The sequence below is a fragment of the Paenibacillus agri genome, assembly GCF_013359945.1.
GTDB lineage: Bacteria > Bacillota > Bacilli > Paenibacillales > Paenibacillaceae > Paenibacillus_AQ > Paenibacillus_AQ agri.
The window spans coordinates 280,176-293,760 of record NZ_JABWCS010000221.1; the positions used below are offsets into that span (position 1 = coordinate 280,176).

Here is a 13,585-nt window from a genome sequence, read left to right on the forward strand (position 1 = left end):
ATGCGAGGAGGGAAGGTCATGAATGAGACAGGGTCCTGTATTGTACGTAGGGACCGAACGGTGCTGTTGGATTGCGCTCATCCAAACTCTCAGGCGGCAGGACGGAAATTGGGAGTGTTCGCCGAGTTGGTCAAGAGTCCGCCAGCTTATCATACTTACCAGATCACACCTTTGACCCTGTGGAATGCAGCGGCTCTTGGGGCTACCGCCGATAACATTATTGAACAATTGCATAAGCTCTCCAGATGGGATATTCCAGCGGGATTAGAGGAGGAGATCAGGCTTCTGCTGTCCCGGTATGGAAAATTGACACTACACAGCTCAGCCCGAGATCCGCGGGATATCGTCCTTAGAAGCGAAGATCCGTTGCTGCTTGATGAGCTGATGGGGGGCAAGGGGCTGGAAGGTATGGAGCTGTGTAGGATGGGAGCGCTGGACTTATCCTGCAAGGCGGTGTTTCGGGGAGATTTGAAGCAGGAGCTGACCCGGCTCGGCTATCCTGTTCTCGATTATGCCGGATACCATGAAGGACAGGCGCTGCAGGTAAAATGGCGAGATGAGGGAGAGCACGGAATCCCATTCCGGCTGCGGAATTATCAGCAAGAAGCAGTGAAACAATTCCAGGGTACCGTTGGCAGCGGGGGGAGTGGTGTGGTGGTACTGCCTTGCGGAGCCGGGAAAACGGTCGTTGGCATGGCCGTGCTGGAGGCTCTCCAATGTGAGACGCTGATTCTTACCTCCAATACCACCTCTGTCAGGCAGTGGATTGAGGAGTTAGAGCGGTGTACGAATTTGACGGAAGCTGAGATCGGTGAATATTCGGGGGAAAAGCGTCAGGTGCGCCCGGTAACGGTCGCCACCTATCAGATTCTTACCCACCGCCGTTCCAAAGGCGGACCGTTTCTTCATATGAGTCTGTTCAATGAACGGAACTGGGGACTGATTATTTACGACGAGGTTCACCTTCTGCCAGCCCCGGTGTTCCGGGCGACGGCAGATATTCAAGCTACACGTCGTCTGGGCCTGACTGCAACTCTTGTGCGGGAAGATGGACGAGAGGGGGATGTGTTCTCCCTGATCGGGCCGAAGCGTTATGAGCTTCCCTGGAAGGTGCTGGAGCAGCAGGGCTGGATCGCCTCTGTGGAGTGTACGGAAATGCTGGTCCCGATGAATCCGGAATGGAGGAGGGAGTACACCTATGCGGGGAAAAGGGAGAAGTTCCGGCTTGCGGCTGTGAATCCAGCCAAGATAGATGCGGCCTCCCGGCTGCTGGAGGCGCATCAGGGGGCGGGTGTTCTGGTCATCGGACAGTATTTAGACCAGCTGACTCAGTTCTCGGCTGCCCTGGGGGCGCCGCTCATTACCGGGAAAACCCCACAGCGGGAGCGGGGGGAACTGTACGCGGCATTCAACGAAGGCACCCTCCCCGTGCTGATCGTGTCCAAAGTCGCGAATTTTGCTGTCAATCTGCCGGATGCTTCCGTTGCTATTGAGGTGTCCGGTGCTTTTGGGTCCCGGCAGGAGGAGGCGCAGCGTCTAGGGCGCATTCTGCGGCCAAAAGCAGGGGAGAACAAGGCGTATTTCTATACGCTGGTGTCCGGGGACAGCCGGGAGCAGGAATTTGCCCGGCAACGCCGGATGTTCCTGACGGAGCAGGGTTACGAGTATCAGGTGCGGGTCGAACAACAGTCCGGGGAGGAGATAACATGAAGGATTTGACGCCCGATGCGCTGGAACTGCTCGGCAGACTCTGCGCTGTGTATGGTGGTCAGCCTTTCGAAGAGGGGAAAGAAGAGCAGCTGCGCCCTGCATATCTTAGCCGGGCGGAGCAGCGGCTGGCGCTCTCCGAGCTGCGCCGGGCCGGGCTGCTTATGGCCCGGCAGAAGCTTTGGGGGGAGAAGCTGTACCATATCCCGGCAGAGGTACTGGATGCCGTGTCACTCCACTTCTACCCCTATAGCCCGGCTCCGCTTGCGGCCGGTGATGTAAGCCTGTCGATGGAAGCCGGACCGGGACTGTCCGGTGAGCTGTTCCGGGCGCTGCTGTTCACCGCCCGGGAAGGACTGCCCGTGACGGCCAAGGGCAGTATTCACAAGAAGCAAGTCAGCCGGCTTGCTGCACAGCTGTCATTTGGGGACGAGCATCTGCAAGGCCTGACAGCGCTTAGTCTGGACCTGGGTCAAGGCCTTGGGCATGGACGAGGGCATGAGCAACTGCAACGGCCAGGACAACGGTCAGGATTAGCACGAGAGCAAGGACGAGCATTAGGTCTAGGGCGGGTTGAAGAAAAGAGAGGTGGGCGAGACCAAGGGTTAGGTAAAGACCAAGTAATCAATCAAGCTATAGACCAAGTCACAGGTCAAGTTAAAGGTCAGGCTACGGGTAAAGCGATAGGCCAAGGCAAAGGCCAGACCGCAGGCCAAACCACTGGTACCTATCCTCTTGCTGTGACGGTAATAGTGGATCTCATGCTGAGCCTCGGGCTGATCAGCCCTCAGGAGACGGGCTATATACTGGAGCCGGAAGTACTGAGGAACTGGCTGCAACTGCCGGAGCCGCAGATGGTCAGCATTCTGTACGAAACGGCAGCCGAACGTTACGGCAGCCGGGAGCCGGTCCAGCAGCATTTCCGGCTGCTGATCTCCCGCCAGGACTTTTTGCCCGGCCAGTGGTATGCTCTGGCCGGGGTGCTGGACTGGCTGGCGGCGATGAATCCCGCCGCCTTGCTTGAGCGGCCAGCTCTGGAAGCGGCCTGTCTCGCTTGGCTGCGCGCTCTGGCCGGCTTTGGCTGGGCCGAGCTGGGCAGCTTGCAAAGCGGGGAGCTGTGCTTCCGCTGGACGGCCGCCAAGCCCCAGCTACAAAGCATCCGGCCAGCTCCTATGGGTGCTGCGGAAGAAGAGCCTCCGGCGGCTGCCTCTATTGTACAGGCACCGCTTCAAGGCGCCCGTCCAGCTCCTTCGGGTGCAGCGGAAGAACAGCCCCTGACGGCTGCCTTTATTGTCCAGCCCGACTTCGAGGTGCTGGTGCCCCCCGAAGTTCCTTATGCTATGCGCTGGACGCTGGCAGCCTGTGCAGAGCTGCTCCAGTGCGATGTGCTCTGGAGCTTCCGCCTGACCCGGGAGATGCTGGAGCATGCCGCGGTTCAGGGGATGCCGCCCGGAGAGGTTATCTCCTGGCTGCAGGGCCATACGCCCGGTGGGCTCCCAGAGCAGGTGGAGTATTCACTGGAGCAGTGGGGCCGGGGGATCGGCCGTACAGTCATAGAGGATGTCCGGCTCCTGTCCTGCCTCAGTGAAGTAGAAGCAGAGATGATCGCCGCCCATCCCCGGCTGCAGGACAAGCTCACCCGCCTTGGTCCGCTGCATTTTCTGGTGCAGCGGGAGCAAGAAAAGGACGTGCACCAGGAGCTGGCGGAGGCAGGCCTCGCGCCGCAAGGAACGATCAATGGGCGGGAGCCGGAGCAGGCGGCGGAGATGCCGCTGTATCACCGGGAAAGGGAAAACACCCCTGCGGCCTATGTTGTGCCGCCCTGGGAGCAGGGACTGTTGTCTGCGGTGACGGGAAATCCGCTTCGCCATTTACCTCTTGCTGATCCAGAGCTGGAAGCGTCATTCCTCATGGATGAGGGGCAGGTGCCACCTATGTGGAGCCGGGAATGGCGGGCCTATCATGTCACGACAGCAGAGAAGGTGATGGAGCAGGGATTGCGCTGGGGCGTGAAGGTGCGTATTTCATTGCAGGAACAGGAATGTCACTTCATTCCTCACCGTATCCAGCGTAATCCATGGCGCGTGACCGGTCATCTGCTGCGGAATCTGGGCCGTGAAGTGGAAGAAATGGAATTGACAGCATCGGCGTGGAAGGAAATACAGCTTATTCTACCAGCCGCCGCTAGAAATTCCTCTTCTGCTGGAGCAACCGGTTATGTTATGATAGAAAAGTCTACTGCTGATGGTAGAACATTAACACAGAAGTGAGTTGAAGTTCATGAGCGTAGCGGAGATTAACACGGTTGACATGGCCGAAGTGCTGACAAACGCCTATGAATTGGGCGATATGATTAATCAATCCGCTGAAGTGTCGGATTATCTATACTGGAAGGGCCGGGTTGATGCCAACCCGCAGATCCAGGCTATGGTTAGAAAGCTCCAAGGCAAGAAGGATCTATTCGAAGAGACCCAGCGGTTCGGGCATTTCCATCCTAACTATCATTCTGCCAAGGATGAGGTGCTGGCTGTGGAAACCGAGCTGGAACAGTTCGAGGAGGTTGTCCGCTTCAAGACAGCCGAGAAGACGCTGGATGACATGCTGCATTCCATGTCGGAAGCGATTGCTTTTTCCGTATCGGAGAGCATCAAGGTTCCAAGCAATGATCCGGCGCCGAAGGGCGGCGGCTGTGGCAGCGGCGGGAAGTGCTCCTGCGGATAGCGTCAACAGAAGAGAGAGAAAGGTTGGATGAGACTATGTTTCCGGAACGTACAGGATATATTGTTTGGGTCAGCGACGTTAAGGCGGCGCGTAATCTGGAGAAATACGGCACATTGCATTATGTGTCCCGGAAGATGCATTATGCAGTAATGTATGTTAATTCGGATCGGGCCGAGGAAGTGATGAAGAACGTCCGCAGACTTTCCTACGTACGGAAGATCGAACGTTCTTACCGTAACGAGCTGAAGACCGAATATACCAGCAACGGACCGGACAAGAGCCGTTATTACGGGCTGTAACTGATGTGATATGGACAGGCGCTATGCGCCTGTTTTTTTGTACGATGATAGAGGTTTATTGGGTCGTCAGCCAAAGATTTTATGGGATACAATAACTTGCCGTCTTTAATTGGCGGGGAGCTGTGTCCTTTTTACACAGTTTATCTAGATTTAATATATCCTGTGTATGCTGGGGGAAGTCACCCTAGGGAGGAGGTTTTGAACATATGTTGCTCCAGATAGGGGATATTGCGGAGCATATCACGCAGATTTCTCCTGCCAGTAAATGCGAGACCGTGGATCATATTTTCAAAAGTGATCCCCAGCTTCAGGGAGTGGTCGTGACTGACAACGATTATCCGGTGGCCCTGATTATGAGGATTCGATTCTATCAGCAGATTGGTACCTTGTACGGGTATACATTGTATATGGGAAGACCGGTATCCCTGGTGATGGACAGGGACCCGCTGATTGTGGAATATAAGACACCGATCACCGAAGTGAGCAAGCTGGCCATGAACCGGCAGGTAGAGAATCTGTACGACTATGTCATCGTTACACGCGAGGGAAGGATGTTTGGCGCCGTGAGCGTCAGGGATCTGCTGCTGAATTTTGCCGAAATTCAGGCGATGGCGGCGAGTTTTCTTAATCCGTTAACAGGTCTGCCTGGCAATATGAGCATCAATGAATGTCTGGTCAAATGCCTGCATCAGGAGCGGTTTAGTGTGCTCTATATTGACCTTGACCACTTTAAGGCCTATAACGATACATATGGCTTCAAGGAAGGCGATCGGATGATTCAGGTAACCGCCGAGATTGCGAAGCACTGTGCGCTGCGTCTGGAGGGTTTTCTGGGTCATATCGGCGGAGACGATTTTATCGTTATCATAGACAACCATCACTATACCGAGGCTTGTAGAATCCTCATAGAAGAGTTCGATTTAGCGATTAAAGATTTCTATCATGCACAGCATCTGGCTCAGAAATATGTTCTGACAGAGGATCGCTCGGGGGTTATCGGGGAAATTCCGCTGGTGTCCATATCTGTTGCGGTGGTAACTAACCGGTTCCGGCAGTTTGATTCCATTGAGGATATTGCCGGGGAAGCCGCACGTATCAAGAAAAAATGCAAACTGGTGCCTGGCAGCTGCTATGTCGATGATGCAGAGCCTGTACATTTAAAGTAGCTTTAGGGTGAGAAGGAACACCAGTCACGGTATAAGATATATTACAGGGCGTGAGCCATTCTCCACAACAGAGGTCAAGGATGCTTGTGCAAGCTGCAGCAAATGAGGTAAGATGACAACAATAAGTGCATGCCTAGACGGTGGAGTGTGATGATGATGCGCGACAAGGGTACGGAACGGTGGGGCACCTATGAGCCCTTCCACATCATGCTGAATGACTACAGGGTCGCAGATATTGTGATCACGAATCATGCAAGAAGCCGCTACCTGGACCGGATTAGCGAAGAGGCTGCCGACCCTGGTCAGATATCTGCCTGGTTATGGCAGTGTCTGAAGCAGAAGCGGATGAGAGCTTATTCCGGCAGTGAGCAGAGCGCGTACCTTATTGATGACGACGTGGTGATCATTGCCGAATTCACGGCGCTGGAGGGTGAACGAACCGTCTCCGGTCATCCGTTGTATATCATGAACGTCATTTCGTTTCTTGGCGCTCTTTCGAAAGCTCCGGAGCTGCGGGACTTGCAGCAGTACTATTCATGGCTGCGTCATTCCCGCCGCATGCAGCTGGCCCGAAAAAGCCGTAAACGAAAATAGCGGGTACAGAAGCAGGGGGCATGCGGCGTAAGCCGCATGTCCTTTTTATAACCTGCCAGCAGGACAGAATCAGCATGGACGAAGGAGTTGCAAGCATGAATTTTCATCAGCTGCATATTTTTTATACCGTGTCCGAACGGGGCAGCTTCTCAGCGGCTGCACAGACGCTGCATATGACACAGCCTGCGGTCACCATGCAGGTGCAGGCGCTCGAGGACTATTTTGGCACGAAACTGTTCAATCGCTCCACCAAAAAAATAATGCTGACCGAAGCAGGGCAGACGCTCATACCCTATGCGCTACGTAGCCTTGAACTTATGCGTGAGACCGATCAGGCGATGTCGGCATTCACTCATATGCTGGAGGGACGGCTCCAGCTTGGCGCCAGCCTGACTATCGGGGAATATGTCCTGCCCCGGTTACTGGGTCCTTTTGCCAAGGAATATCCCCACATCTCCATCATGATGAAAGTGATCAACACCACGCAGATCATAGAGGAGATTACGAAGCATCAGTTGAATTTCGGTCTGATTGAAGCCCCGGTGAATCATCCAGATATGGTGATTGAGCCTGTTTTGGGTGATGAGCTGAAGCTGATTGTACATCGTGGTCATCCGCTGGCTGCAAGGGAAGAGGTCACACTAGCGGAAGCGTTGGCCTATCCATTTATATTACGTGAGCAGGGCTCTGGGACACGCCGTGTCATGGAGGAACAGCTTCTGGCCAAAGGCCTCGAACCCTCATCGATGAAAATTGTAATGGAGCTGGGCAGCACTGGAGCTGTGAAGTCAGCAGTGGAAGCTGGACTCGGTATCACGATGATCTCCACCTCCTCGGTGAAGCATGAAGTCACGCTGGGTCTGTTGAAAATTGTGAATATCTCGGACGCGTCCTTTAAAAGGCAGTTCTATGCGATCCATCTCAAATCAACGTTGTTGCCGATCTCGGCAGTCACGTTCCTGACTTTTTTGCGGGAGCATGCTGGCGAACAATGACGGGAATACTAGATTAGCAGGAACTTATAACCCTGGAACGGAGTGGCAGTATGGAAAATGATATAAAGCATAATGAAGACAAGGCGGCGGAGCGTTCGACACTTGCGAGTCGATGTGATCTGCATACGCATACACAGGCTTCGGATGGCATGCAGCCGCCGGCAGAGAATGTTAGACTGGCTTGGGAGAAAGGGCTTGGCGCGGTAGCGATTACGGATCACGATACCGTGGCAGGCATTACGGAAGCGCTTCAGGCAGGGAAGGAGTATGGGATCACGGTGGTGCCGGGCGTGGAAATCAGTACTCGTGCCGGTGGCAAGGATATCCACATATTGGGTTATTATGTTGATCCGGGCGATGAAAGATTCCTCTCTCGATTGGCTGGACTTAGAGAGACCCGTGACCGGCGTAATGAACAGATTGTGGGCAAGCTGCGAGAGCTGGGCATTGAGATTACTTTGGAAAAGGTAGTGGCGGGAACCCGGCGAGAGCTGCGTCCAGATGAGAGTGTTGGGCGTCCGCATATTGCCGATGAACTGGTAAGGCTGGGCGTTGTGCAGAATATGCGGGAGGCCTTTGATAAGTATTTGGCTGAAGGAGCTCTGGCCTTTGTCTCACCGCCGCGTATTTCCCCGGAAGAGGCCTGTGCATGGATCGGTGAAGCCGGCGGCAAGGCCGTGCTGGCTCATCCGGGACTTTACGGTGATGATGAACTAGTACATAGCATTCTGCAGAAAGGAACTTTTACCGGTATCGAAGTCTATCATTCGGATCATGGCCGCCAGGAAGAAGATCGTTATTTGACGATGGCACAGGACTATAGTCTAGCAGTGACCGGGGGCTCGGATTTCCATGGCGAGCGTCAGGGTGTTGTCTTTCACGGTGAACTCGGTAGTGTCAACGTCCCTGTGGATGTACTGGATCAGCTGGGTAGAAGTTAGAACCTGAGCATGTTCATGGTAAAAGAATTCCCTGGCTCCTGCTACAGCCGGGGTCATACGCAATAAATAGAAGAGCCTCCCGCCCATCCGGATAATGTCGGAAGATGGCAGGAGGCTCTATTTTTTATGACATGCGCTGTTTCTTGAGAATCTTTACATATGCATCTCTTACAATTAGCTTCTCAGTGTATTTGGCAGGCTCTTGATCATGTCCTCTACCGGGGTCACAAACAGGGTCTTTTGATGATCATAGATGACATACCCCGGCTTGGAGCCACTCGGTTTGCGCACATGGCGGATCAGAGTGCAATCTACGGGGACACTGCTCGATTGCTTGGCCTGGCTAAAATACGCAGCCAATTGAGCAGCCTCTTCCAGCGTAGCATCCCCGAAGCTATCGCTGCGGATAACGACGTGCGAACCGGGTATATCCTTGGTGTGCAGCCAAGTATCGTTTGATGAGGCCAGCCGGTTCGTGAGGTACTCGTTCTGCAGATTGTTTTTGCCGACATAGATGTCAATACCTTCTGAAGAAGTGAACACCTGAAGGGTAGGGCGGGTCGCTTTTTTCTTCTTCTTGCCTTTCTTGCTACGATCCCGCAGATATCCCTGTCCCACCAGCTCGTCGCGGATCTCTTCGATATCATTCAGCGAAGCGTGGTCGAGCTGCTGCAGCAGGCTCTCCATGTAGGCGATCTCTTCGTGTGTTTTGATCAATTGCTCGTCAATGACCAGCAAGCTGTTCTTATACTTGTTATACTTCTTGAAGAAGCGCTGTGCATTGTCCGAAGGGTTCAGGAGCGGGTCAAGCGGTATTGTAATCTCTGCCTGATCCTCGTCATAGTAGTTGACCAGCACCGCCTGCTTATCACCCTTGGATACTGCATGCAGTGAAGCGAACAGCAGCTCGCCCCAAATCCGGTAGCGGTCTGCCTCCTGAGCTTCCTCCAGATCCTCCTGCAGCTTCGCCAGCTTCTTGACATTTTTCGTCCGTTCGTTGCTCAGGAAGCGGATGAGGTCGCTGACCCGCTGCTTGACGGTATCCCGTTCAGCTTTGTCCCCATAATAGTCTTCCATGCACTGGCTCATGGATTCATAGTGCTTCGCCTGTTCATCAGAGAGAGTGAGCGGGATGGCTGAGAAGATCAGCTTACCTCTTGCATTGGCCCCGGAGATTGGTGAGAACGTAAAATTCCGTACCGGTTCCATGACCGAATTAAAGGCGTCCCATAAGCGCTCAGCTTCTGATGTACCCGCTGCTACTGTATCAGTGGTTTGATGATAGCGATGCACGATCTCGCCTGCGACAAGTGGGCTGAGGCCGCTAAAGGCATGCACGATCCAACCGATAGGGTCGGCGGAAGGTGCAGGTCCGCCCGAACCGTCTTTTTGCGGAGCTTGCGAGAGTTCGTCAGACTCGGTTTCATCACTATCAGTGACCTGAAGGGCGGCGTCTCTCTCGGCTGAAGCGACCAGCTCCAGAAATTCCTGACGACCAAGTTCCAGAGGATTTAGCTTGTGCTGTTGAGGCGGCTCAGTATAAGCGAAGCCCGGCATAATGATCCGGTAGCTGCTGATCGAAGGCGTAACATGATGAATGCCGTCTATAATTGTGCCGTTCATGTCTGTGAGAATGATGTTGCTGTGTCTGCCCATCAGCTCGATGATGATTTTTTTGGCGGACACATCACCAAGCTCATCTCTCTGCTTAATGTGGATATGGATAATCCGCTCCATACCCACCTGGGTGATACTTTCTATAGTCCCGCCCTCGCAATGTTTACGCATTAGCATGCAGAACATTGGCGCTTCGGGTGGATTTATGCTGTTTCTCTCCGTGAGATGCAGACGGGGATAGGTGGGGTTCGCAGATAGAAGCAGCTTTCCGCCGCCTCCCTGTCCTCTCAGAATAAAGATGAGGTCATGAGTGGTGGGTTGATATATTTTGCCTATGCGTGCACCTGTAAAGGCTTGCAATTCCTGCACGATAGCCCGGGTAACGATGCCGTCCAATGCCATGATATAGATCTCCTGTCGCCATAAAATTGAAATTGTTATCCCTCTATGATGCCACACTTCGCGGTCTTCGTGCAAAAGGAGAAGTTCGCAGGGTGATATTTTGGGACGACCCTGAATAGACTTGGTCATGAACAGGTGGAAAAGCTGTGCGCCGCCGGAAGTCAAGAAACGACCGGGAGGGGAAAGAAAAGACATGGAACAAAACAGTTGGCACCGGCTCGGTGCAGAGGAACTGCAGAAAATCTTCGGTGTTCAGCCGCAGACCGGACTCCGAGAGGAGGAGGCTACGGAAAGGCGCAAGGAGAACGGCTACAACGAGCTGACCGAAGGCAAGGCCATATCTCCGCTGACATTGCTGCTGAATCAATTTAAGGACTTCATGGTGCTTGTCCTGATGGGGGCAACGTTTATCTCGGGCCTGCTCGGGGAGTATCTGGATGCGATCACTATTATTGCGATTATTCTGCTTAACGGGGTGCTGGGCTTCGTGCAGGAATTCAGGGCTGAACGCTCCTTGCGGGCGCTGAAGCAATTGTCAGCGCCCACAGCGAAGGTCATTCGCGATGGCAAAAGTCAGACCCTTCCCGCCAAAATGCTGTTGCCCGGTGATATCCTCCTGCTGGAGAGTGGAGACCGGATTCCGGCAGATGTCCGCTGGCTGGAATGCAGCGCGCTCTATGTGGAGGAATCTGCACTTACCGGGGAATCCCTGCCGGTGTCCAAGCATTCGCAGCCGATTCATGCTGAAGAAATTCCGCTGGGCGATCAGAAGAATATCGGCTTCATGGGAACTATGGTCACGCGTGGGACGGGCAAGGCCATCGTGGTACGGACCGGGATGGATACAGAGATGGGTAAGATCGCTGATCTGATCCAGAACACGGACGCCCAGGAGACGCCACTTCAGCATCGGCTGGAGCAGCTCGGCAAGATTCTCATCTATGTTGCGCTCGGTCTAACCATTGTGGTGGTGCTGGCAGGCATTATGCACGGACAACCTGCCACAGCGATGTTCCTGGCCGGTGTCAGTCTTGCAGTTGCCGCCATTCCCGAAGGCTTGCCGGCTATTGTCACGATTGCGCTGGCGCTGGGCGTTCAGCGTATGATTAAGCGCAAGGCTATTGTGCGCAAGCTGCCGTCGGTGGAGACACTGGGCTGCGCCTCAGTGATCTGCTCCGATAAGACCGGTACGCTGACCCAGAACAAGATGACCGTGACCCAGGTCTGGAGTGGTGGACGCAGTCTGGAGGTCACTGGAGAGGGCTATTCACCAACCGGTCAGATTTTACTGAAGGGTCGTGCCGTTGAGCTTAAGAATGATCAGAGTCTGCGCCGTCTGCTTCAGGTAAGCGCACTTTGCAATAACGCGGAAATCGTAGAAACTTTCCCCGAAGACCAGGGTAAGCGTAAAAAAGGCAAGGACAACGACAGTGATAAGGAACAGCAAGGCCAGGCAGTATGGGAGCTGAAGGGCGACCCGACGGAAGGGGCCTTGGTTGCACTGTCTTCGAAGATGGGGCTAACTCCGCAGTTTCTGGCGGGGACATATACGCGCGAGAAGGAATTTCCGTTCGATTCAGAGCGCAAACTGATGTCCGTTGTAGTAGAGCACCCCGGTGGTCGTATGGTTTGCACCAAAGGCGCACCTGATGTGCTGCTTAACCGCTGCTCCTACTTACTCTGGGAGGGCGCGGTAGTTCCTTGCACACCGACACTGCGCCAGAAAGTAATGGATGCCAATGAAGCTATGGCTTCAGGCGCACTGCGGGTGCTGGCCATGGCGTACCGTGATCTGCGTCCCAATGAGGTCGTGGGTGAGGACAAGGAAGCGGAATCCCAGCTTATCTTCGTAGGTCTGGCGGGGATGATCGATCCGCCGCGCCGTGAAGTGCGCGATGCGATCAGTATCACTCGCCGGGCAGGGATTAAAACGGTTATGATTACCGGAGATCACGGGACGACGGCGGAAGCCATTGCCCATCAGCTCGGTATTCTACAGCGGGGCGGCACGGTGCTGACTGGCAGTCAGCTCAGCCGGATGGATGATGATGAACTGGATAAAGTGTCAGACAACGTGTTTGTATACGCCCGCGTGTCGCCGGAACACAAGCTGCGGATCGTCAAATCGCTGCAGCGACATGGCCACGTCGTAGCTATGACTGGGGACGGAGTCAATGACGCCCCTGCTATCAAGGCGGCGGATATCGGGATTTCCATGGGGATTACCGGAACGGATGTGACCAAGGAGGCTTCCTCGCTGATTCTTGGTGATGATAACTTCTCCACGATTGTAGCAGCCATTGAAGAAGGCCGGAACATCTATGAGAACATTCGCAAGTTTATCCGTTATCTGCTGGCTTCCAATGTCGGGGAGATTCTGACGATGTTCTTTGCCATGATGTTAGGACTGCCGCTGCCGCTCGTGCCGATTCAGATTCTGTGGGTCAATCTCGTCACGGACGGGTTGCCGGCCATGGCACTAGGCGTCGATCAGCCGGAGAAGGATCTTATGGAGCACAAGCCACGCGGCGCCAAAGAGAATATCTTTGCCCGCCGCCTCGGCTGGAAGATTATCAGCCGTGGCCTGCTGATCGGTTTGTGCACGCTGGGAGCTTTCTGGCTGACGCTGCGTATCGCGCCGGAGAATCCGGATCAACTGATTCTGGCGCAGTCGGTTGCTTTTGCTACATTAGTTATGGCCCAACTGTTCCACGTGTTCGACTGCCGCAGCTCCCGTTCCGTATTTCATCGGAATCCGTTCCAGAACAAGTATCTTGTGTTGGCCGTATTATCTTCCATTATTCTGATGCTAGCCGTCATGTACTTGCCGGTACTGCAACCGGTGTTCAAGACAGTGCCACTGAACTTCCGCGAATGGTGCCTGGTACTGGTAGCCGCCGGCATTCCTACCTTCCTTATGGGAGCAGGCAGCGTATGGGGTGGCAGACGCAACCGTCACAGCATGAACAGAGGCGGTCGTCCGGTGATAAAAAGTACAAAAATTTCGGCATAAAGTCAATAGCATAAGCACATTCCTTACGGTATGCTTGTTGCAGCTAAGGCCTGTATCTTGGTGTGCTGGACATCGGCACTAGTCTATACGGCCCATTATGACAAGCATATCTCTCAAGGAGTGACTAGAA

General features: G+C 54.2%; 10 protein-coding genes. 9 read left to right on the plus strand and 1 reads right to left on the minus strand.

Annotation, left to right across the window (positions count from 1 at the left end; translation table 11 throughout):
* Positions 1-18 precede the first annotated feature (18 nt).
* The 8 genes from HPT30_RS27995 (at position 19) to HPT30_RS28030 (ending at position 8,423) form a co-directional block, all read left to right on the plus strand.
* Positions 19-1,710, plus strand: a complete 1,692-nt coding sequence (locus HPT30_RS27995; protein ID WP_246317496.1) for a DNA repair helicase XPB — start codon at positions 19-21, stop codon at positions 1,708-1,710.
* A complete protein-coding gene (locus HPT30_RS28000; RefSeq protein WP_175374544.1) occupies positions 1,707-3,977 on the plus strand; it encodes a helicase-associated domain-containing protein in 2,271 nt (756 codons plus the stop codon). Before HPT30_RS27995 ends, HPT30_RS28000 begins: the two co-directional genes overlap by 4 nt.
* Positions 3,978-3,987: 10 nt before the next feature.
* The gene (locus tag HPT30_RS28005) at positions 3,988-4,428 is read left to right on the plus strand and encodes a YlbF/YmcA family competence regulator (RefSeq protein WP_175374545.1); all 441 of its coding nucleotides are present in this window, start codon (positions 3,988-3,990) and stop codon (positions 4,426-4,428) included.
* A gap of 35 nt (positions 4,429-4,463) precedes the next feature.
* Positions 4,464-4,727, plus strand: a complete 264-nt coding sequence (locus tag HPT30_RS28010; protein ID WP_066372879.1) for a YlbG family protein — start codon at positions 4,464-4,466, stop codon at positions 4,725-4,727.
* 206 nt (positions 4,728-4,933) lie between these two features.
* On the plus strand, positions 4,934-5,893 hold the full coding sequence (locus tag HPT30_RS28015) for a GGDEF domain-containing protein (protein WP_175374546.1): 960 nt from the start codon (positions 4,934-4,936) through the stop codon (positions 5,891-5,893).
* A gap of 156 nt (positions 5,894-6,049) precedes the next feature.
* Positions 6,050-6,487 carry a hypothetical protein gene (locus HPT30_RS28020; protein WP_175374825.1) on the plus strand — a complete coding sequence of 146 codons (438 nt, stop codon included), beginning with the start codon at positions 6,050-6,052 and terminating at the stop codon, positions 6,485-6,487.
* A 95-nt stretch (positions 6,488-6,582) separates the two neighbouring features.
* The gene (locus HPT30_RS28025; protein WP_175374547.1) at positions 6,583-7,482 is read left to right on the plus strand and encodes a selenium metabolism-associated LysR family transcriptional regulator; all 900 of its coding nucleotides are present in this window, start codon (positions 6,583-6,585) and stop codon (positions 7,480-7,482) included.
* A gap of 50 nt (positions 7,483-7,532) precedes the next feature.
* On the plus strand, positions 7,533-8,423 hold the full coding sequence (locus tag HPT30_RS28030; RefSeq protein ID WP_175374548.1) for a PHP domain-containing protein: 891 nt from the start codon (positions 7,533-7,535) through the stop codon (positions 8,421-8,423).
* Between the two features lie 174 nt (positions 8,424-8,597).
* On the opposite strand, the gene HPT30_RS28035 is transcribed toward HPT30_RS28030, so the two are convergent.
* A complete protein-coding gene (locus tag HPT30_RS28035) occupies positions 8,598-10,442 on the minus strand; it encodes an Rqc2 family fibronectin-binding protein (RefSeq protein WP_175374549.1) in 1,845 nt (614 codons plus the stop codon).
* 193 nt (positions 10,443-10,635) lie between these two features.
* Here HPT30_RS28035 and HPT30_RS28040 point away from each other — a divergent pair, with 193 nt between their 5' ends.
* Positions 10,636-13,455 carry a calcium-translocating P-type ATPase, SERCA-type gene (locus tag HPT30_RS28040; protein ID WP_175374550.1) on the plus strand — a complete coding sequence of 940 codons (2,820 nt, stop codon included), beginning with the start codon at positions 10,636-10,638 and terminating at the stop codon, positions 13,453-13,455.
* Positions 13,456-13,585: the final 130 nt, after the last annotated feature.

What these genes read in the sequence shown, in the direction of transcription:
- HPT30_RS28030 (WP_175374548.1), top strand. Translation starts at nt 7,533, where the DNA reads ATGGAAAATGATATAAAGCATAATGAAGACAAGGCGGCGGAGCGTTCG.
- HPT30_RS28010 (WP_066372879.1), top strand. Translation starts at nt 4,464, where the DNA reads ATGTTTCCGGAACGTACAGGATATATTGTTTGGGTCAGCGACGTTAAG.
- HPT30_RS28020 (WP_175374825.1), top strand. Translation starts at nt 6,050, where the DNA reads ATGCGCGACAAGGGTACGGAACGGTGGGGCACCTATGAGCCCTTCCAC.
- HPT30_RS28025 (WP_175374547.1), top strand. Translation starts at nt 6,583, where the DNA reads ATGAATTTTCATCAGCTGCATATTTTTTATACCGTGTCCGAACGGGGC.
- HPT30_RS28005 (WP_175374545.1), top strand. Translation starts at nt 3,988, where the DNA reads ATGAGCGTAGCGGAGATTAACACGGTTGACATGGCCGAAGTGCTGACA.
- HPT30_RS28015 (WP_175374546.1), top strand. Translation starts at nt 4,934, where the DNA reads ATGTTGCTCCAGATAGGGGATATTGCGGAGCATATCACGCAGATTTCT.
- HPT30_RS27995 (WP_246317496.1), top strand. Translation starts at nt 19, where the DNA reads ATGAATGAGACAGGGTCCTGTATTGTACGTAGGGACCGAACGGTGCTG.
- HPT30_RS28000 (WP_175374544.1), top strand. Translation starts at nt 1,707, where the DNA reads ATGAAGGATTTGACGCCCGATGCGCTGGAACTGCTCGGCAGACTCTGC.
- HPT30_RS28040 (WP_175374550.1), top strand. Translation starts at nt 10,636, where the DNA reads ATGGAACAAAACAGTTGGCACCGGCTCGGTGCAGAGGAACTGCAGAAA.
- HPT30_RS28035 (WP_175374549.1), bottom strand. Translation starts at nt 10,442, where the DNA reads ATGGCATTGGACGGCATCGTTACCCGGGCTATCGTGCAGGAATTGCAA.